At 68.3% G+C, this 20,023-nt stretch carries 18 protein-coding genes and 1 pseudogene; 7 read left to right on the plus strand and 12 right to left on the minus strand.

Going from position 1 to position 20,023, the window contains the following annotated elements:
* Positions 1-93 precede the first annotated feature (93 nt).
* Positions 94-375: pseudogene (locus EV668_RS18900) on the plus strand (MaoC family dehydratase); the annotation flags it as partial.
* A gap of 21 nt (positions 376-396) precedes the next feature.
* On the opposite strand, the gene EV668_RS18905 reads toward EV668_RS18900, so the two are convergent.
* Positions 397-2,010: an AMP-binding protein gene (locus EV668_RS18905; RefSeq protein ID WP_245513331.1), complete on the minus strand. Its 1,614-nt coding sequence runs from the start codon at positions 2,008-2,010 to the stop codon at positions 397-399.
* Between the two features lie 66 nt (positions 2,011-2,076).
* Positions 2,077-2,361, minus strand: coding sequence for a 50S ribosomal protein L28 (gene rpmB, locus EV668_RS18910; protein ID WP_133773021.1), 285 nt, complete (start codon positions 2,359-2,361; stop codon positions 2,077-2,079).
* Between the two features lie 213 nt (positions 2,362-2,574).
* Between rpmB and EV668_RS18915 the strand changes: the two genes are divergently transcribed.
* On the plus strand, positions 2,575-3,561 hold the full coding sequence (locus tag EV668_RS18915) for a DUF808 domain-containing protein (protein WP_133773023.1): 987 nt from the start codon (positions 2,575-2,577) through the stop codon (positions 3,559-3,561).
* 32 nt (positions 3,562-3,593) lie between these two features.
* On the opposite strand, the gene EV668_RS18920 is transcribed toward EV668_RS18915, so the two are convergent.
* The 3 genes from EV668_RS18920 to rimO form a co-directional block, all read right to left on the minus strand.
* Entirely contained in the window at positions 3,594-5,987 is a 2,394-nt protein-coding gene (locus EV668_RS18920; protein ID WP_133773026.1) for a xanthine dehydrogenase family protein molybdopterin-binding subunit, read from the minus strand.
* 177 nt (positions 5,988-6,164) lie between these two features.
* Positions 6,165-6,659: a (2Fe-2S)-binding protein gene (locus EV668_RS18925; RefSeq protein WP_133773028.1), complete on the minus strand. Its 495-nt coding sequence runs from the start codon at positions 6,657-6,659 to the stop codon at positions 6,165-6,167.
* Positions 6,660-6,810: 151 nt separating this feature from the next.
* Positions 6,811-8,142 carry a 30S ribosomal protein S12 methylthiotransferase RimO gene (gene rimO / locus EV668_RS18930; protein ID WP_133773030.1) on the minus strand — a complete coding sequence of 444 codons (1,332 nt, stop codon included), beginning with the start codon at positions 8,140-8,142 and terminating at the stop codon, positions 6,811-6,813.
* Positions 8,143-8,375: 233 nt separating this feature from the next.
* Here rimO and EV668_RS18935 point away from each other — a divergent pair, with 233 nt between their 5' ends.
* Together EV668_RS18935 and EV668_RS18940 are read left to right on the plus strand one after the other, a co-directional pair.
* Positions 8,376-9,182 (plus strand): hypothetical protein, encoded by an 807-nt coding sequence (locus tag EV668_RS18935; RefSeq protein WP_133773032.1) that lies wholly within the window; start codon positions 8,376-8,378, stop codon positions 9,180-9,182.
* A gap of 38 nt (positions 9,183-9,220) precedes the next feature.
* Positions 9,221-9,745 carry an endonuclease V gene (locus EV668_RS18940; protein WP_133773034.1) on the plus strand — a complete coding sequence of 175 codons (525 nt, stop codon included), beginning with the start codon at positions 9,221-9,223 and terminating at the stop codon, positions 9,743-9,745.
* A gap of 78 nt (positions 9,746-9,823) precedes the next feature.
* Here EV668_RS18940 and ppk2 read toward each other — a convergent pair whose 3' ends face one another.
* The 7 genes from ppk2 to EV668_RS18975 form a co-directional block, all read right to left on the minus strand.
* Entirely contained in the window at positions 9,824-10,741 is a 918-nt protein-coding gene (ppk2, locus tag EV668_RS18945) for a polyphosphate kinase 2 (RefSeq protein ID WP_133773036.1), read from the minus strand.
* 151 nt (positions 10,742-10,892) lie between these two features.
* The gene (locus EV668_RS18950) at positions 10,893-11,606 is read right to left on the minus strand and encodes an ABC transporter ATP-binding protein (RefSeq protein ID WP_133773038.1); all 714 of its coding nucleotides are present in this window, start codon (positions 11,604-11,606) and stop codon (positions 10,893-10,895) included.
* Positions 11,603-12,334 carry an ABC transporter ATP-binding protein gene (locus EV668_RS18955; RefSeq protein WP_133773040.1) on the minus strand — a complete coding sequence of 244 codons (732 nt, stop codon included), beginning with the start codon at positions 12,332-12,334 and terminating at the stop codon, positions 11,603-11,605. Before EV668_RS18955 ends, EV668_RS18950 begins: the two co-directional genes overlap by 4 nt.
* A complete protein-coding gene (locus tag EV668_RS18960; RefSeq protein WP_133773042.1) occupies positions 12,327-13,286 on the minus strand; it encodes a branched-chain amino acid ABC transporter permease in 960 nt (319 codons plus the stop codon). Before EV668_RS18960 ends, EV668_RS18955 begins: the two co-directional genes overlap by 8 nt.
* 7 nt (positions 13,287-13,293) lie before the next feature.
* Complete coding sequence (locus tag EV668_RS18965) at positions 13,294-14,157, minus strand: branched-chain amino acid ABC transporter permease (protein WP_133773044.1); 864 nt, start codon at positions 14,155-14,157, stop codon at positions 13,294-13,296.
* Between the two features lie 121 nt (positions 14,158-14,278).
* Entirely contained in the window at positions 14,279-15,532 is a 1,254-nt protein-coding gene (locus EV668_RS18970; protein WP_133773046.1) for an ABC transporter substrate-binding protein, read from the minus strand.
* A 130-nt stretch (positions 15,533-15,662) separates the two neighbouring features.
* The gene (locus EV668_RS18975; protein WP_133773048.1) at positions 15,663-16,925 is read right to left on the minus strand and encodes an alpha-hydroxy acid oxidase; all 1,263 of its coding nucleotides are present in this window, start codon (positions 16,923-16,925) and stop codon (positions 15,663-15,665) included.
* Positions 16,926-17,135: 210 nt separating this feature from the next.
* Here EV668_RS18975 and EV668_RS18980 point away from each other — a divergent pair, with 210 nt between their 5' ends.
* The 3 genes from EV668_RS18980 to EV668_RS18990 all read left to right on the plus strand — a co-directional run bounded on the left by EV668_RS18980 (position 17,136) and on the right by EV668_RS18990 (position 20,019).
* Complete coding sequence (locus tag EV668_RS18980) at positions 17,136-18,137, plus strand: NADPH:quinone oxidoreductase family protein (protein WP_133773051.1); 1,002 nt, start codon at positions 17,136-17,138, stop codon at positions 18,135-18,137.
* Between the two features lie 95 nt (positions 18,138-18,232).
* Positions 18,233-19,186: a diacylglycerol/lipid kinase family protein gene (locus EV668_RS18985; protein WP_133773053.1), complete on the plus strand. Its 954-nt coding sequence runs from the start codon at positions 18,233-18,235 to the stop codon at positions 19,184-19,186.
* Positions 19,183-20,019, plus strand: coding sequence for an inositol monophosphatase family protein (locus tag EV668_RS18990; RefSeq protein WP_133773055.1), 837 nt, complete (start codon positions 19,183-19,185; stop codon positions 20,017-20,019). The genes EV668_RS18985 and EV668_RS18990 overlap by 4 nt, the downstream gene beginning before the upstream one ends.
* Positions 20,020-20,023: the final 4 nt, after the last annotated feature.

The raw sequence follows: 20,023 nt of genomic DNA on the forward strand, positions 1-20,023 counted from the left end.
TGCGCGGGTCCCTCCTATGGACTCCGGGGACGACCCACCCAGGCGGGGTCAATATTGGACGCCGATCGGGGGTCAATGTTCCGAGCCGTTTGACAGACGCCCTTCGGCGGCCGCATCGCGCACGGGCTCTACACGGCGAGCCTGATCTCGGCGGTGCTCGGCACGCGCCTGCCGGGACCCGGCGCGATCTACATCTCGCAGACGCTGAACTTCCGTGCGCCCGTGCGCATCGGCGATACGGTCCGCGTGGAGGTGACGGTGGCCGAGTTGATCCCGGAAAAGCACCGTGCCCGGCTGCGCTGCATCTGCAGCGTCGACGGCGAGACGGTGCTGGAGGGCGAGGCCTGGGTGAAGGTGCCGAGCCGCGCCGGATGAGGCGCCGCGCGGCCGGCAGGCCTACGGCTCGTCGCGCAGGATGCGCCGGATGACCTTACCCGTCGTCGTCATCGGCAGCCCGTTCCGGAAGGCGATCTCGCGCGGATATTCATGCGCCGAGAGGCGGTTGCGAACGAAGGCCTGGATGTCGGCGGCGAGTTGCTCGGAGGGCTCGAATCCGGCCTTCGGGACGATGAAGGCCTTCACGATCTCGGTCCGCAGCGCGTCCGGCTTGCCGATCGCGGCGGCGAGGGCCACCGCGGGGTGGCGGATCAGGCAATCCTCGATCTCGCCGGGTCCGATCCGGTATCCGGCGGAGGTGATGACGTCGTCGTCGCGGCCGACGAAGGAGATATAGCCCTCCTCGTCGCGGGTCGCCTGGTCGCCGGTGATCATCCAATCGTCGATGAACTTCGCCGCCGTCGCCTCGGGGTTGCGCCAATAGCCGAGGAACATCACGGGATCGGGCCGGCGGACGGCGATCTGGCCGAGTTCGCCGGGCTCGCATTCGGTCCCGTCGGCCCGCACGATGCCGACTTTGTGGCCCGGGATGGGCTTGCCCGTCGCTCCGGGCTTCAGGACCCCCATGGCGGAGGCCGTGCCGATGACGAGGTTGCACTCGGTCTGGCCGTAGGCCTCGTCGATCGGCAATCCGAGAGCCTCTTCGCCCCAGGCCGCCGTCTCCGCCCCGAGCTGCTCGCCCGCCGAACAGACCGAGCGGAGGGCGAAGCCGAACCGCTCGCGCGGGTTCGGCACCGCCCGCAGCATCCGCAGAGCCGTCGGCGGGATGAAGGCGTTGCGGATCTCGTGCTTCGCCATCAGCCGGAATGCGGCTTCCGGGTCGAACTTGTCGTCCTTGCGGGCGATGACGGGCACGCCGTAGCGCAGGCTCGGGAGGAGGCAGTTGAGGAGCCCGCCGGCCCAGGCCCAATCGGCCGGGGTCCAGAACCGGTCGCCCGGATGCGGGAAGAGCCCGTGCGGGAAGACGATGCCCGGCAGGTGCCCCAGCAGGACGCGGTGGCCGTGCAGGGCGCCCTTCGGCTGCCCGGTCGTGCCGGAGGTGTAGATCATCAGGGCCGGATCGTCCGGCCGCGTATCGACGGGCGTGAACTCGGCCGGGGCGCGCGCCATGGCGTCGACCAGCCCCTCGGCGCCCGAATCGGAGCCGTGGATCGACAGGATCGTCTCGAGTTCAGGCAGGATCGCGCGGATCCCGACGATCTTGGCGAGGCCCTCCTCGCCCGTGATCAGCGCCTTCGCGCCGGAATCCATCAGCCGGTAGAGGAGGCCGTCGCGGCCGAAGACCGAGGCGAGCGGCAGGGCGATGGCGCCGAGCTTGTAGGCCGCGCAATGGGCGACCGGCACGTTCACGCCCTGTTTCAGCAGGATCGCGACACGGTCCCCCGCGCGGACGCCACGTGACGCGAGGACGTTGGCGAGGCGGTTCGAGCGCTCCTGGAGCGCGCCGAAGGTCAGGATGTCGACGGAATCGTCCGCGCGGACCTCAATGACGGCAGCGCGCTCGGGATCGGCGGCGCCCCACCGATCGGCGACGTCGACGCCCATGTTGTAGCGGCGCGGCAGAGCCCAGCGGAACCCGGCCGCCAAGGCGGCGTGGTCCTGCGCGGCGGGCAGGCTGAAGCCGAGCGGCCCGTCCGCCCAGACTTTCGACGTGGATACCAAGATGGCCTGGGCCGAGCCTCAGGCCGCCTGGAACTCGGCGATCTCTTTCTTCAGCCGGCGAGCGCGGAGCGACAGCTCGCCTTCGGCAGCCTTGGCGAGATAGGCGTCGAGGCCCCCGCGATGCTCGACCGAGCGCAGGGCATGCGCCGTGATGCGCAGACGCACCGAGCGACCGAGCTTCTCCGACTGCAGCGTGACGTTGACGAGGTTCGGCAGGAAGCGCGTCTTGGTCTTGCGGTTGGAGTGGCTGACGAGGTTGCCGACGAGGACGGCCTTGCCGGACAGTTCGCAGCGGCGGGACATGATTCAGATCCTGATGTCGCGACCGGACTCTTCGGGCGGCTCATGCCGCCGCGTCCGTCCGGCCGGGGCGCGTTCGTGAAGGCAGGGGCTATAGGGGAGAGAGGGGCCTCGCGTCAACCTCTTCCGAGCACCTCGCGCCACCGTATCGCGCGGTTGGGCGGACGGCACGCATCCTGTATGGCACGCAGGCATCGGCCAGTGCGGAGGCTTCGCGTGAGTGTCGGTCTGCTCGGACTTCTCGACGACATCGCGGGCATCGCCAAGGTCGCGGCGGCTTCACTCGACGATATCGCCGGTCAGGCGGCCAGGGCCGGAGCGAAGGCGGCCGGCGTCGTCATCGACGATGCCGCCGTCACCCCGCGCTACGTCACCGGCTTCTCGCCCGCGCGCGAATTGCCGATCGTGTGGCGGATCGCGCGCGGATCGCTCTTCAACAAGCTTGTCATCCTCCTTCCCGCCGCGCTGGCCCTGAGCGCGTTCGCACCCTGGGCGATCACGCCGATTCTCATGCTCGGAGGCGCCTATCTCGCGTTCGAAGGCGCCGAGAAGGTCCATGCGGCCCTCGTTCCGCACCATGCCCATGCGCAGGCCGAGGCGGCCGTCTCGGGCCTGTCTGATCCCGTCACGCTGGAGAACGAGAAGGTCGCCGGCGCGATCCGCACGGATCTGATTCTCTCGGCGGAGATCATGGCGATTACGCTCGCAGCCGTCCCGGACGCCTCCTTCTTCGGCCAGGTGGTGATTCTCGCCGTCGTGGGAATCGGGATCACCGCGGCGGTCTATGGCGTGGTGGCGCTCATCGTGAAGGCGGACGATATCGGCCTCGCGCTCGCCACCCGCCGGTCCCCGTCGCTCGGCGGGCGCCTGGCGCGCGCTCTCGGGACGGGCCTCGTCAGGGGGACGCCGAAGCTGCTCTCGGCCCTCTCGATCATCGGCACGGCGGCGATGATCTGGGTCGGCGGCGGCATCATTCTCCACGCCGTCGAGGGCTATGGCTGGCTGCCCGCCGCGACCTCGGCCATCCATCATGCCGCGGAGGCTGCGGCGCAGGCCTTGCCCGCCATCGCGGGCCTCGCGGGATGGGCCGTCACCGCCGCCGTGTCGGGCGTCATGGGGCTCGTTCTCGGCGCAGTGCTGATCCCGGTCGCGCATTATGCCGTCGCGCCGGGATGGAAGGCCGTCCGGTCCGCCTTCGCCTGAGCGCGGATCGGAGGCGTTCGCGTCAGGAGGCGCTATTCGGCGGCCATCCGCTGGAGGCCCTGAGCCGCCTTCCAGATCGCCGCGGGCGTCGCCGGCATCGCGACGTTCTCGTGACCGAGGGCCTCCGTCAGGGCGTTGATCACCGCCGGCGGGGCGGCGATGGCTCCGGCCTCTCCGCAGCCCTTCATCCCGAGCGGATTCGAGGGGCACTCGGTCACGGTCATGCCGACCTCGAAGGTCGGGAAATCGTGTGCGCGGGGCATGCAGTAATCCATGAAGCTCGCCGTCACGAGCTGCCCCTCCGCGTCGTAATGAGCCCCTTCTAGCAGCGCCTGGCCGACCCCTTGCGCGATGCCGCCATGGACCTGGCCCTCGACAATCATCGGGTTGATGACGTTTCCGAAATCGTCGACCGCCGTCCAGCGCTCGATCGTGGTCACGCCGGTCTCGGGATCGATTTCGAGTTCGCAGATATGGACGCCCGCCGGGAAGGTGAAGTTGGTCGGGTCCCAGAAGGCGCCCTCCTTCAGCCCCGGCTCGAGATCCTGCCCGGAGAACTTGTGGGCGATATAGGCCTGGAGCGCCATGTCGCCGAAGGCGAGGGACTTGTCGGTGCCCGCGACCCGGAACTGGCCGTCCTTGAACTCGATGTCGCCCTCGCTCGCCTCCATGACATGCGCGGCGACCTTCTTGCCCTTGGCGACGATCTTCTCCAGCGCCTTGTTGATGGCCGACATGCCGACCGCGCCCGAGCGCGAGCCGTAGGTCCCCATGCCGAACTGCACCTTGTCGGTGTCGCCGTGGACGATCTTCACCGTCTCGATCGGCACGCCGAGTCGGTGCGAGACGAGCTGGGCGAAGGTCGTCTCGTGACCCTGGCCGTGGCTGTGGGAGCCGGTCAGCACCTCGATATTGCCGGTCGGGTTGACCCGCACCTCCGCCGATTCCCAGAGGCCGACGCCCGCGCCGAGCGAGCCGACCGCCTGGGAGGGGGCGATGCCGCAGGCTTCGATATAGGCGGAGAAGCCGATGCCGCGCAGCTTGCCCGCGGCGCGGCTCTCCGCCTTGCGCCCGGCGTAGCCGTCGTAATCGTGCAGCGACAGCGCCTTGGTCAGGGCCGCGTCGTAATCGCCGGCATCGTAGGCCATGATGACGGGCGTCTGGTGCGGGAAGGACGTGACGAAGTTCTTCCGCCGGAACGCGACCGGATCCATGCCGATCTCGCGTGCGGCGACCTCGACGAGGCGCTCGACGACGAAGGTCGCCTCGGGTCGTCCGGCCCCGCGATAGGCATCGACGGGGGCGGTGTTGGTGTAGACGGCGTCGACCTCGGCATAGATCGCCGGGATCGCGTACTGGCCGGAGAGCAGCGTCGCGTAGAGATAGGTCGGCACCGACGAGGCGAAGGTCGACAGATACGCGCCGAGATTGGCGATCGTATGCACGCGAAGCCCCGTGATCCGGCCGTCCCGGTCGGTCGCGAGCTGGGCGCGGGTGACGTGGTCGCGGCCATGCGCGTCGCAGAGGAAGGCCTCGGTGCGGTCGCTCGCCCATTTCACCGGCCGCTTCAGCCGCCGCGCCGCCCAGAGGCAGATCACCTCCTCGGCATAGACGAAGATCTTCGAGCCGAAGCCGCCGCCGACATCTGGCGCGACGACGCGCAGCTTGTGCTCGGGCGCGAGCCCGACGAAGGCCGAGATGATCAGCCGCGCGACATGCGGGTTTTGGCTCGTGGTGTGGAGCGTGAAGGCATCGTCGCCCTCCTCGTATTCCCCAATGGCTGCGCGCGGCTCCATCGGGTTCGGCACGAGCCGGTTGTTGGTGAGGTCGATGGTCGTGACATGGGCGGCCGTCCCGAAGGCGGCCTCGGTCCCGGCCTTGTCGCCGAGTTCCCACTCGAAGACGGTGTTGCGGGCGATGCCCTCGTGGACCTCCGGCTGCCCCGCGTCCCTGGCCTTGGCCGTGTGCGTGACGCTCGGGAGTTCCTCGTAATCCACGACGATGCGCTCGGCCGCGTCCTGGGCCTGCCGCAGCGTCTCGGCGACGACGACGGCGACATGGTCGCCGACATAGCGCACGACGTCCTTGGCGAGGGCGGGGTGGGCGCCGGCCTTCATCGGCGAGCCGTCCTTCGAATGGATCATCCAGCCGCAGATGAGGCCGCCGATATCCTCGTCGAGAAGGTCGTCGGAATCGGGGGCGAACTTCTTGATGTCGCGCCCGGTGAAGATCGCGACGACGCCGGGAGCGGTTTCGGCATCGGCGATGTCGATCGCGCGGATCCGCGCATGCGGATGGGGCGAGCGCAGGAAATAGGCGTGAGCCTGGCCGGGCCGGTTGATATCGTCCGTGTAGCGGCCGCGCCCCGTGATGAAGCGCCTGTCTTCGAGGCGCTGCACGCGCGCGCCGATCCCGGTCTCACTCATGCCATCCCTCCCCAGGACGCCCTTGCGAGGAGGCGAAGCCGACGAAGCAACCGGGGACCGTTGTCGAGAGCCGGACCTTGAGGGTTGCTTCGCTCCGCTCGCAATGACGCGTTCGTCGTCGCTCTTCGATCCTCGGGACCAGCCCGAGACAGCCTCAGGGCCGTTTTGGGGCCAGGGTCACTCCGCGGCGACCTTCATCGGCTCGGTGCCCATGGCCCGGGCGCCGGCGCCGATCGACTTCACGATGTTGTGGTAGCCCGTGCAGCGGCAGAGGTTGCCCTCGAGTTCCTCGCGGATCGTATGATCGTCGAGGTCGTGACCGAGGCGGTTCACCATATCGACCGCGCTCATGATCATGCCCGGCGTGCAGAAGCCGCACTGGAGCCCGTGATGCTCGCGGAACGCCGCCTGCATCGGATGGAGCTCCGCGCCGTTGGCCAGCCCCTCGATGGTGGTGACGTGCGCGCCTTCGCATTGCACGGCGAGCGTGGTGCAGGCCTTCACCGCCTGGCCGTCGAGATGGACGACGCAGGCGCCGCATTGGCTCGTGTCGCAGCCGACATGCGTGCCGGTGAGACGCAGGGTCTCGCGCAGGAACTGAACGAGCAGCGTGCGGGGATCGATGTCCCCGGACACGGCCTTGCCGTTCACCGTCAAGGATACCGAGGCCATCCAAGCTCTCCCGCGTAATATCCGACCGGATATTACGCTCTTTCAAACTATTCTTGAGAGAATTTGGCTGGGCGCTCGGCAGGGGTCAAGCGCCTTTCGTGTCGGATCGTCTGGGGTCTTCCGCAGGCTGATCTTTCGGATGACGCCCCCGTCAGACGGCGACGCCGTAGAGGTCGTAGTCGTCGGTGCGCTCGATCTTCACGCTGACGATGTCGCCGACCCGCACCGGCCGTCGGGACGCGACGTGGACCGTGCCGTCGATCTCGGGAGCCTCGTAGCGCGAGCGGCCCCTGGCGATCGGTCCTCCCGCCTCGTCGATGATGACCGGAAGCCGCTTGCCGACCTTCTTGGCGAGCTGCCGGCGGCTGATCTCCTGCTGGGCGGCCATGAAGCGCTTCCAGCGTGCCTCCTGGATTTCGGGCGGGACGGGATTGCCGAGATCGTTGGCGGGCGCGCCGCGGACGGGCTCGTATTTGAAGCAGCCGACGCGATCGAGCTTGGCCTCCCGCATCCAGTCGAGCAGGAACTGGAAATCCTCTTCCGTCTCGCCCGGAAAGCCGACGATGAAGGTCGAGCGGATGGCGAGGTCCGGGCAGATCTCGCGCCAGCGCGCGATGCGGCCCGCGACCTTCTCGGCATGGGCCGGCCGCTTCATGGCGCGCAGCACGTTCGGCGAGGCATGCTGGAAGGGGATGTCGAGATAGGGCAGGACATGGCCCTCGGCCATGAGCTCGATCACCTCGTCGACGTGAGGATAGGGATAGACGTAGTGCAGCCGGACCCAGGCGCCGAGCTGCCCGAGTTCCCGGGAGAGGTCGAAGAAGCGGGTGCGGACCTGCCGGTCCTGCCAGAGGTTCTCCTGGTACTTCAGGTCGATGCCGTAGGCGCTGGTGTCCTGCGAGACGACGAGCAGTTCCTTGACGCCGGCCTTCACCAGCTTCTCGGCCTCGCGCAGCACGTCCGAGACCGGGCGGGAGACGAGGTCGCCGCGCAGCTTCGGGATGATGCAGAAGGTGCAGCGATTGTTGCAGCCCTCGGAAATCTTCAGATAGGCGTAGTGGCGCGGCGTCAGCTTGATGCCCTGCGGCGGCACGAGGTCGAGGAACGGGTCGTGCTTCGGCGGCGAGGCCTGGTGCACGGCCGCGAGCACGCTCTCATATTGCTGCGGGCCGGTGATCGCGAGCACGTCCGGATATTGCTCACGGATGGAGTCGGGCTCGGCGCCCATGCAGCCCGTGACGATGACCCGGCCGTTCTCGGCCATGGCGTCGCCGATGGCGCCGAGCGATTCGGCCTTGGCGGAATCCAGAAAGCCGCAGGTATTGACGATGACGACGTCGGCGCCGTCGTGGCGCTTCGTCAGCTCATAGCCTTCGGCGCGGAGCCGCGTGATGATCCGCTCCGAATCCACCAGCGCCTTCGGGCAGCCGAGCGAGACGAAGGAAATCTTGGGGGCTGCCTTCTCGAGGGCGGCGGCATTCATCGGCGGTGATCCGGATCGGGCGCGGCAGGCGCGCGCAAAAAGCCCGGCGGCGACGCGTCGCCCCGGGTGCTGGGCGGTCAGATAGCGGTTTGGAAGGCGGGAGGGAAGAGGCGGCGAAGGGCCCGGGCCGATGCCGCCGGCGAGGCGAGCGATCGTTCGATCCCGCGAACACGACGTTTTCGTCCGCATCGCTTCAGATTATGCTGCCAGTCGCTTCGTGTCGGTTCCCAGCCATGTTGGCATGTGACGGTACCTCTACTCGTTTCGCCAAGGCGCTCGAGCAGTATGGTCTTGATAAGTGCCTGATCAACGAAACCACCTTGTGGATCGGTGCGGATGGCAGTCGCGACTGGCCGAACTTCCGGCGTGTCCCTCCCAATCCCGGTCCGCGCCGTCAGGTTGAGTTTCTCGCTGCCCCCCATCAGGCCGACCTCGTGGCGGCGTTCGTCGCCAGCCCGGAAGCTTTGGTCGTCGAGGAATTGCTCATCGGCACGTCCCCCGAATTTCCGACCGCCGGCTTCGACATGACGGCGGCGGTCGCTGCCCTCGAGGCGGCGCATCTGCCATCGTTGACGACGCTCGACCTGGGCGACATGCAAAACCTCTATGGCGGCTTCCGCCTGTTCGGCACGGTCGGTGAGATCGGCCACGTCTTCGCGGCTGCTCCATGTCTCAGGCATCTCGGCGTCTTCGGCCATTTTGCGCTCGCGACCCCGGTCCGCCACGACACTCTGGAGACGCTATTCACGGAGTTCGACGACTTCGGCATCACCGGTGAACCGATCAGTCAGGCGACGCTCGATCATCTCGTCACATCGTCGTTCCCGCGTCTGTCGACGCTGCATCTCGACATGGACGAAGGCGGAGGCGACGAGACGCTGACGTTGCCCGAACCCTTCTTCAGCCCCGGTCATCTTTCACGTCTGGAACGGCTCGATATCGATCGCCTCGTTCCGGAGGCCAAGGCCCGCCTCGATGCCTATCGGCGGGCGCGCAGGTTGATGGACCCCAGTCTGCCGTCGGTGCCGGCGCCGCGCTGAGGTCTGGTTCGTGGAGCCTGAGGAGGCGGGAGCAAGACGTGATCCTGGCGGTGGATGTCGACTACGGAACGGCGGGCGGTGCGGTGGCAGCCGGCCTCCTCTTCGACGACTGGGGGGCGGCACGAGCGGATCGCGTGATCATCAGAACGCTCGACGAGGTGGGGGAGTATCGGCCAGGTCGGTTCTTCGAACGGGAACTGCCCTGCATCCTTGCCGTGCTGGAGGATGCCGAGGCTCCGGAACTGATCATCGTGGACGGCTATGCGTGGCTCGGCGCGGAGCGAAAGCCGGGGCTGGGTGCCCGGCTTCATGGCCTTGTCGGATTGCCGGTGATCGGCGTCGCGAAGACGCCTTTTGCCGGTACGCCCGCAGATGCGGCAGTGCTTCGCGGCCGATCCTCCAAACCGCTATTCGTGACGGCGGCCGGCATGGACGAGACGCTGGCCCGCGCCCGCGTTGCGGCCATGCATGGTCCGCATCGCGTGCCGACCCTGCTGCGGGCTGTCGATCGCGCCTGCCGTACCGGCTGGATCGAGCGACAGCCCCATGGTGCTGCTGATTGAGACATTCCGAATGACGTGAGGCGTTGCGGTCCCTCACGTCATCTCGGATCGTCGGTGCGCCCCGCGCCGCCTCGCGCCTCAATAGCGCTGCGGCACGTAGAGTTCGCTCGGCAGCGTGCGGCGTTCGTAATTCGGATCGAACACCCGGTTCGGCAGCGCGATCTCCTCGTGCGGCACCTCCTCGTAGGGGACGATCGACAGGAGGTGCGAGATGACGTTGAGACGCGCGCGCTTCTTGTCGTTGCCTTCCACGATGTTCCAGGGCGCTTCCGGGATGCTGGTGCGCTCGAACATCGCCTCCTTGGCCTTGGTGTACTGCTCCCAGCGCACGCGGGACTGCAGGTCCATCGGCGAAAGCTTCCACTGCTTGATCGGGTCGTGGATGCGCATGAGGAAGCGCAGCTGCTGCTCCTCGTCGGTGATCGAGAACCAGTACTTCACGAGGATGATGCCGGAGCGAACGAGCATGCGCTCGAAATCCGGCACGTCGCGGAAGAAGTCCTCGACCTGATTGTCGTCGGCGAAGCCCATCACCCGCTCGACGCCGGCGCGGTTGTACCAGCTCCGGTCGAACAGCACGATCTCGCCGGCGGCCGGAAGATGCTGCACGTAACGCTGGAAGTACCACTGCGTCTTTTCGCGGTCGGACGGAGCGGGCAGGGCGACCACCCGGCAGGTGCGCGGATTGACGCGCTGCGTGATGCGCTTGATGGCACCGCCCTTGCCGGCGCTGTCGCGGCCTTCGCACAGGACCACCATCTTGAGGCCCTTGTGGCGCACCCAATCCTGCAGCTTCACGAGCTCGCCCTGCAGACGCAGCAGCTCGTTGAAATAGACGTGGCGGTCGATGGTGGTCTTCTGGCGCTTCGCGAGCAGGGCGCGCAGCTCGGGCGGGACGCGGGCGTCGTCGACCGCCTGCTCCAACTCCTCGTCCATGTCGTCTTCGAGCTCGACCTCCAGCCAGCTGCGCATCTCGGTATCGGTTACGTCGGTCATGTCCCACTCTCCTGAGACCTGACCGGCTAACCGGGCCATGATGCGATTTGGTGACAATGAAGGCCCGGCGCGCCGAATCCGTGGTCCTGCGGGCGGTTCGGTGCTCTCGTGCGAGCGCGAGGCCGGCCGGCGCGGCCGTGCCGCGTCGCGCTCAGCCCATCCCGAGATAGACCTTCTGGACCTCGGGATCGTCGGCGAGGTCGCTCGCGGTGCCCGACATCACCGTCCGGCCGACCTGCAGCACATAGGCCCGGTCGGCGAATTCGAGCGCAAGCTCGACCGATTGCTCGGCGAGGAGGATCGTCAGGCCCTCGCCGTGCAGGCGCTCCAGCGTCTCGTACATGATCTCGACCGTCGCGGGGGCGAGGCCGAGGCTCGGCTCGTCGAGCATGAGCAGGCGCGGGTCGCTCATCAGCGCGCGGCCGACGGCGAGCATCTGCCGCTCGCCTCCGGACATCGTGCCCGCGAGCTGGAGCCGCCGTTCGGCGAGACGCGGGAAGATCGCGTAGACGCGCTCGAGCAGCGGCGCGGCCCGGCTCCTGTCGGCGAGCGGGGTCGCGCCGAGCATCAGGTTGTTCTCGACGCTCTGGCCGACGAAGAGGCGCCAGCCCTCGGGCGACAGGCCGATGCGGCGTGAGACGACCGCATAGGCGGGCTTCCCGTCGATGCGCTCGCCGGCGAAGGTGATCGAGCCGCCCGAGGCCGGGATCAGCCCCGCCACCGCGTTGAGGGTGGTGGTCTTGCCCGCTCCGTTCGAGCCGAGCAGGGCGACGACCTCGCCCTCCGCGACGTCGAGCGAGACATCGGCGACGCCGATGAGATCGCCGTAATGGACCTCGAGGTTCCGGATGGAGAGGAGGGTCATGTGCGGCCTCCCGCCCGCGAGGCTCGCTTGCCGAGATAGGCCTCGATCACGGTCGGATCGCCCGTCACTTCGCGGGGCGTGCCGCGCGCGATTTCGCGGCCCTGATGGAAGACGATCACCCGGTCGGCGAGCGAGTTGATCACCTCCATGATGTGCTCGACGATCACGAGCGTGATCCCCATCCCGTGGATGACGCGGACGAGATCGATCGCCGCGCGGACCTCGGTCGGGTTCAGGCCGGCCATGGCCTCGTCGAGGAGGAGGAGCTTCGGCTCCGTGGCGAGGGCGCGGGCGATCTCGAGCCGCTTGCGGCCGGGCGTTCCGAGCGTCTTGGCGGGCGTCTGCGCGAGATGCGCCATGTCGACGATGTCGAGGATGCGGCGCGCGCGCTCGCGTGCCTCGGCCGTGACGGAGGTGCGCAGGAAGGCCCCGATCATGACGTTCTCGAGCACCGTCATGCCCGTGAAGGTCTGCGGCAGCTGGAAGGTGCGCGCGAGGCCGAGCTCGGCCCTCGCCTCCGGGGAGCGGGTGGTGATGTCCTCGCCGAGGAAGCGGACGCTCCCGGTGGTCGGGGCGAGGTCGCCCGTGAGGCAGTTGAAGAAGGTCGACTTGCCGGCCCCGTTCGGGCCGATCAGGCCGAGGATCTCGCCCTGCCGCACCTCTGCCGAGACGTCGTCCACGGCCCGAAGCCGGCCGAAGACCTTGGAGATGCCCGTCGCCTCAAGCATCGTGCTTCTCCGGGGCCTTTCGCGCGGACTGGAAGAGGCCGAGGATGCCGTCCGGCCGGAACCGCGCGATCAGGACGATGATGGCGCCGTAGAGCACGAAGGTCAGGCCCGCGCCGCGGCCGCCGAGGAGGCTGTTGGAAATCTCCTCGAGCGGCACCAGGATGGCGGCTCCGACGAGCGGGCCGAACAGGAGCCCCGCGCCGCCGAGTGCGGCCATGATCAGCATCTTCACCGAGATCAGGATGCCGAGCCCCGATTCCGGGTCCACGAACTGGAACATCAGCGCGTAGAGCGAGCCGGCGACGCTCGTGAGCCCCGCCGAGAGGAGATAGGCGATCAGCTTCACCCGCGGTGCGCGCGCGCCGAGGGAGCGCGCCGCCTTCTCGCTGTCGCGGATCGCGCGCAGGTAGAAGCCGATCCGGCTGCGCTCCATCCACCAGGTGATGCCGAGCGTGATCACGAGAACGGCGAGGAAGAGATAGTAATACGGCACCGAGGAGATGAAGGAGAGGTCGAGCCAAGTGCGCGGCACCGTCGGCCCCGACAATCCCACGGCGGCGCCGAGGAACTCCGTATTCGTCGTCACGAGCCGTGCGAGTTCGGCGACCGCGATCGTCGCCATGCTGAAATAGTGCCCGGACAGGCGCAGCGTCGGCGTGCCGATGATCGCCGCGATCCCTACCGCGGCCGCGATGCCGAGCGGCATCCCGAGCACGGGCGGCAGTCCGGTATGCGTGAACAGGGCGAGCGAGGCATAGGCGCCGCAGCCGAAGAACACGACATGGCCGACCGAGATCTGGCCGGCATAGCCGCCGACGATGTTCCAGGCCGAGGCCGCGATCGCATAGAGGAGGACCAGGGCGCCGAGGCGCTGCTGGAAGGGCGTCGTGAAGACGAGCGGATAGGCGAGGAGGAGAACGGCCGTGATGCCCGGCCACAGAAGCTTCTTCATGGCCGGATCACGACTTGCCCATCAGGCCCTGCGGCCGGAACCACAGGACGAAGATGAAGAGGATGTAGACGACCACGTCCTTCCACACGCCGCCGATCCAATAGGCCGAGAGCGATTCGATCAGCCCGATCAGCAGCCCCGCCACGAGCGCGCCGGGAACCGAGCCGAAGCCGCCGAGGGCGACGGTGACGAAGGCGATGATGGCGAGGGTCTCGCCGACGGTCGGCGAGATGTAGAAGAAGGTCGCGATGAGCGCGCCCGCGATGCCCGTCGCGCCCGCGGCGATGCCCCAGGCGATCGCCTGCATGTAATCGGGCCGGATGCCCATCAGCTGGGCCGCGGTCGCGTCCTCCGAGACGGCCAGCATCTTGGAGCCCAGCGAGGTGCGGGTGAGCAGCAGGTGCAGCCCTGCCGTCACGAGCAGCGCGACGATCCCCGCGACGACCCGCGAGGCCTGCAGCCGGATGCCGAAGATCTCGTAGGTGCCGCCGACGAGATTGTCGGGCAGCGACAGGAAGTTCGCGCCCGCCGCGCCGAACATCGAATAGCGCAGCAGGAGGGCGAGCCCGAAGGTGCCGAGGATCTGCGCGATCATCGGCCCCCGCATGACGTGTCGGACGAGAAGGAAATAGGCGAGGATGCCGATGGTCGCGAGCGAGACCGCCGCGATCGGAACCGAGGCGAGCGGGCCGCCTCCGAGCAGCACATAGACGACGTAGGCGATGTACATCGCCACCATGACGAAGTCGCCATGGGCGAAGTTCACGACGTTCATCATGCCCCAGATCAACGTGAGGCCGGATGAGAACAGGGCGTAGATCGCGCCGAGCAGAAGTCCGCCGACGATCACCTGGACGAGGGTTGCGCTCATGATGCGAAACGCCCGATCATGTCGTTGCGAGCAGGCAGCGCCGACGAAGCAACCCGACCGCCATGGCGTCGGCTTCCGGGTCGCTTCGCTTCGCTCGCAAGGACGATGCGGAGCGTGCTCCTCACTTCTCCCACGCCTTGTAGGGCAGCTTCAGCTCGGCCGTGGCGCTCTCCTTCGGCCACACGGCGACGTATTGATCGCCCTGGGCCTGGATCAGCATCGCCGAGGCCAGGATGTTCTGGCCCTTGGCGTCGAACTTGATGCCCTTGTAGCCCATCATCAGCTGGTTCGGCTTGAGATCCGTCGCCTTGAGGGCGGCCTGCAGCTTGGCGGGCTCGGTCGAGCCGGCGCGGTTGACGGCCTCGGCGAGGGCGAGGAAGCCCTGCATGACCCGGCCCGACGTGTCGTCGAGATCGTTGCCGGTCTTCTTCTTATACATCTCGTTGATCAGGAAGGTCGGCGAGCCTGGCTTGCCGATGTCCCAGGCCGAACGGTTGATCACGCCCTGCGCGATGGGCCCGACCGTGCGGAGATAGGACGCGTCCGAGAAGCCCGAATTGTCGCCGATCAGGATCGGCGGCTTGTAGCCCAGCGCCTGCATCGTCTTGGTGAAGAGGATGGCGTCCGAGGTGTAGCTGATGAAGATCGCCGCGTCGGGCTTGGCGTCCTTCAGCTGGAGCACCTGGGACTGCACGTCGGTGGTGTTCGCGCTGTAGGGGATCACCATCGAGACGTTGAAGCCGCCGGCCTTGGCGGTGTCGCCGACGACCTTGGCGATGGAGGTGCCGTATTCCGTGTTCTCGTTCACGATGACGAGGTTGTCGATCTTCATCCCCTTCGCCTTCATCTCCTTGAGGAAGGAGACGTAGACATCAGCGATGTCGGAGGCGATCGGGGTGGTGCGGAAGAACCACTTGAAGCCGCGCTCGGTGAGGTTCGCGGCGACCGATTCGCCGGTCATGAAGGGGATGCCGTAGCGCTCGGCGATGGCGCTCGCCGTCGTGGTGATGCCCGACTGGTAGGCACCGTGCAGCGCGACGACCTTCTCCTCCGTGATGAGGCGAAGCGCCTGGTTCTGGCCGGCGGCCGGTGTCCCCTGGTTGTCCGCGAAGACGACTTCGACCTTGGCACCCTTCAGGTTCGGCAGGCCCGTGCCCTTGGCGAGGGTGATGTCGCCGAGTTCGGGATGGTCGTTGTTGATGATGTCGACCGCGAGTTCGATCGCGGCCTTGGCCGATGTTCCCGCGCTCGCGGCATTGCCGGAGAGCGGATAGATCGCGCCGATCTTGACGGTCTGCTGGGCGAAGGCGCCACCGCTCAAGCCGGCGGCGAGCAGGGACGCGACGGCAAGCGCCGCCCAAGGGCTTCGTTTCATCATGGAATCCTCCCCGTCGCCCGGCCTTTGCGGCTCGTTTGGCGCGATGCGTCAGATTGTCAGACGGCCGGGCGAAAGCCAAGCCGGATCTGCGCCAAAATCGATGATTCCCGCGCCATTCGGGGGCGGCTCAGGCCCCCCGCAGGCGCCGCAGGTTGCCGTGCCCGAGATCGGCCACGTCGCGCAGGCCGAGGAGGGCGAGATCGCGGTCGATCTCCTCCGACAGGATGTTGATGCCGTGCGTGACGCCCCGCTGCCCGCCGATCGCCGCGGCGCAAAGGAAGGGCCTGCCGACAAAGACGAATTTCGCCCCGAGGGCGAGCGCCTTCAGCACATCCGTGCCGCGGCGGACGCCCCCGTCGAGCATCACGACCATGTTGCCGGCGAGGTCGGCGATCTCGGGCAGGACCCGCAGCGCCGAGACCGCGTAGTCGAGCTGCCGCCCGCCATGGTTCGAGAGGATGATGCCGTCCGCCCCGTGCTCGCGCGCGAGGCGAGCATCCTCGGGCGACAGGATGCCCTTCACGACGAGATTGCCCTTCCAGCGCCGCCGGATGAGCGCGAGATGCTCCCAGGACAGCTGATCGCGCGCGCCGACCTCGCGAACGAGGTTCTTCGACAGGATCGGCGGGCCGCGATGGGCATCCATGTTCTCGAAATGCGGCATGCCGTGTTTCCGGATCGTGCGGAGCCACGTGCCGAACAGCCAGCCGGGATGGGACAGAGAATCCCAGGCGAGCCGCGGCGTGATCTTGAGCGGCATGGAATAGCCCGAACGCACGTTGTTCTCGCGGTTGGCCGGGACCGGGATGTCCACCGTGAGGACGAAGGTCTCGAACTTCGCCGCCTCGACGCGGTCGACGAGCTGGCGGATGCGCTCCGGCTCGCCGGGCTGATAGGCCTGGTACCAGTGGCAATGCGCCTTGCGGATGTCCTCCATGCGGATCAGCGAGGAGGCGCTCATGATCATCGGCAGGTTCGCCATGGCGGCCGCGCCGGCGAGGACGAGGTCGCCGCGATAGGCGGCGAGGGCCGAGGCGCCCATCGGCGCGATGCCGAACGGCGCCGCGTATTCGCGGCCGAACAGGGTGACGGCCTGGTTGCGGCCGGAGACGTTCGCGAGATAGCGCGGCAGGAATCCCCATTCGGCGAAGGCGTCGAAATTGTCGCGCAGGGCCGAATCGGTTTCGGCCGCTCCCGCGATGAAGCCGTAGACCGAACGGGGCAGGAAGCGGCGCGCGGCGTCCTCGAAGTCCTTCAGCGCCAGCACCTGACGCAACCGGCGGGGGAGGGGGCTCGGCGTCGGCTTCGCGGTCGCGCTCTCCGTCGGCGGCGCCACCAGCCCGGCCGTCGAGGTCGCCCGTCCCTCGAGATCTCCCGCGCTCGACGTCATTCCATCCTCCCTGGCCCGGCCGCGTTGCTCGCGGCCGCCATGTCCGTTCCGCGGCGTGGTCGAGCCGTGGCGCGGCACCGCCCGGCCGCGAGCGCGAGAAACCTCATCGGAGATGCCGAGGCAAGCGTATCCGCGCCGACTTGACATGCTTTGGCCACGCTGGCCGGTAGCCCTGGACGGCCGGCATGCGGCTGCACGGAGGAGACCTGAGTGAAGGCGATCATCAGCAATGCCCCGGGTGGGCCGGCCACGCTCGTGATGACGGAGGTGCCGGAGCCGGTGCCGGGACCGGGCGAGGTGCGGATCCGGGTCGCGGCGGTCGGGGTCAATTATCCGGACGTGCTGATCATCGAGGACAAGTATCAGGTGAAGCCGCCGCGGCCGTTCTCGCCCGGCGCCGAGTTCGCCGGAACGGTCGAGGCGCTGGGCGATGGCGTGACCGAACTGGCGCTCGGCGATCGTGTCCTCGCCATGACCGGCTCCGGCGGCATGGCCGAGAAGGCGATCGCCCAGGCCGGCCGCTGCGTGAAGATCCCGGACGCGATGCCGCTCGACGAGGCGGCGGCCTTTCTGATGACCTATGGCACCTCGCAGCATGCGCTCGTCGACCGGGGGCGGCTGAAGGCGGGCGACACGCTGCTCGTCCTCGGTGCGGCCGGCGGCGTCGGGCTCGCAGCGGTGGAGATCGGGGCCGCGAAGGGAGCGCGCGTGATCGCCGCCGTCTCCTCCGAGGACAAGCTGGCTCTCGCCAAGAGCCGCGGCGCCGCGGACGGGTTCGTCTATCCGCCCGGACCCTTCGACAGAGACGGCCAGAAGGCCCTCGCCGACGCCTTCAAGGTCGCCTGCGGCAAGAGCGGAGCGGACGTCATCTACGACCCGGTCGGCGGCGATTATGCGGAACCGGCTCTTCGCTCGATCGGCTGGCGGGGACGCTATCTCGTCATCGGCTTTCCGGCCGGGATTCCGCGCGTGCCGCTGAACCTCGCTCTCCTCAAGGGCTGCGAGATCGTGGGCGTCTTCTGGGGCGGCTTCGTCGAGCGCGAACCCGAGGGCCATGCGGACTCGCTGGCCGATCTCTTCCGCCTGTACGAGGCCGGCAAGATCAGGCCGGAGATCTCCGAGCGCTATCCGCTGGAGAAGGCGGGCGACGCCATCGCGGCGCTGGCCGCGCGCAAGGCGAAGGGCAAGATCGTCGTGACCGTCTCGTCGTGACGGCCGAGAGGTAACGGCCGCCCGCGCGCCCTCCGCCCGCCCCGATCGGGGGCGAGCGGATCGGGGAACCGATCGTCCCGTCCAGCGCTTGCTAGGTGCCGCCACCTGGGGCGGGCCAGCCGGGGGAGGGGACGATCGAGACGAAGTCGGAGGCGCGACGGGAGAGCGCGGTAGAGGCGAGGGCCGCGACCCTCGTCCACCATCCCGGGGCGGGTGAGGGCGACTGGTCGGGCGAGCGCATGGCCGATGCGCTGCGCGGAGCCGGGATCGAGCCGACCCTTGTCGAAATGGGCGGCGCGGACTGGGAGGCGGCGGTGGACGCCACCAAGGACCTCGTCATCGTCGCCGGAGGCGACGGCACGATCGCGGCCGTCACGGCGCGGATCGTCACCCGCAAGGTCTCGCTCGGCATCCTGCCGACCGGAAGCGGCAACAACATCGCCCGCTCGCTCGGCATCCTGGCACCGCTCGAGGAGATCATTCCGCTGCTGCGGAACGCTCGGCACAGCCCGCTTCGGGTCGGCCATGCGACGGGCACCTTCGGCGAGCATTTCTTCCTCGAATCGATCGGTCTCGGCGCCATCGCCCATTCGGTGAAGGAGTTGCAGGACGAGAAGCTGGACGGCGACGAGAAGCTGATCCGCGGTCGCGACAGCCTCATCAGCGCCATCATGGTCCAGGAGCCGCTCGACGCGGCTCTCACGGTCGACGGCGCGCCGGTCGAAGGCCGGTTCCTCATCGTCGAGGCGATGAACCTGTCCATGATCGGGCCGAACCTGCGGCTCGTTCCCGATACCTCCCATGCCGGGCCCAATCTCAGCCTCGCCCTGCTGCTCGCCGACGACCGGGAGCGGATGGTCGAATGGCTCAGCGCAGGGGGGCAGGGCGTTGCGCCCCTCCGGCACCTGCAAGGCCGGCGGATCGCGTTCGAGGGTGCGCCGCAGCCGCTTCGGCTCGGAGACAAGTCGATCGATTGGGATGGGCGCCCGGTCGAGATCGCCCTCGATGATCACCGCATCGACGTCCTTCGTCCGGGAGACCACCGATGAGCTACGATCCCATCCCCGACGACGAGCTCGCCGAGATGGAGCGCACGGCCATCGACCTCGCGCGCCTGGCCGGTGCCGAGATCCAGAACTCCCTCGGGCGGACGCTGAGCGTCCGCTACAAGAGCGGCGACGACGACCGCGCGGTCTACCGCGACCCCGTCTCGGAGGTGGATCAGCGCTGCGAGGCGCTGATCCGGGACCGCCTGGCCGACCTGTTCCCGAGCCATGGCATCCTCGGCGAGGAGATGGACCCCAAGGGAGCCGAATCCGACGAATTCGTGTGGGCGGTCGACCCGATCGACGGGACGGCCAACTTCGTCAACGGGTTCCCGCTCTTCGCGGCCTGCGTCGGCGTCCTGCATCGTCGGCGGCCGATCGTCGGTGCGATCTGGTGCGCGGCAAGCCATGCGCTGCGGCCGGGAATCTACCACGCCGCGCACGGCGGTCCGCTCTGTTTCGAGGGCGAGATCATCGATCCGCGCGGCAATCCGGCGGTGCGCCGACGGCTCGCGGGGGAGCCGTCATGGGCCGACGACGTCCATGGACCCTGGGACGTCCGCAAGACCGGCTCGGCGGCGATCGAATGCTCTTTCGTGGCCGCCGGCTTGCTCAGCGTCGCCCGGTTCGAGCGGCCGAACGTCTGGGACGTCGCTGGCGGCATCGTTCTCGTCGAGGCGGCCGGGCTCGAGGTCCATACCCGCGGGCCGGACGGCTGGACGGAGTTCAGCACCTTCGAGCCGACCGAGACGAGCCCCGATTTCCGGCACTGGCGTCAGGCTCTCGTCATCGGCGAGCCGGAGGCGGCGAGCCAGATGATGGCGCGGCTCGGATAGGAGC

This window comes from Enterovirga rhinocerotis, from assembly GCF_004363955.1.
GTDB classification, from domain to species: Bacteria; Pseudomonadota; Alphaproteobacteria; order Rhizobiales; family Beijerinckiaceae; genus Enterovirga; species Enterovirga rhinocerotis.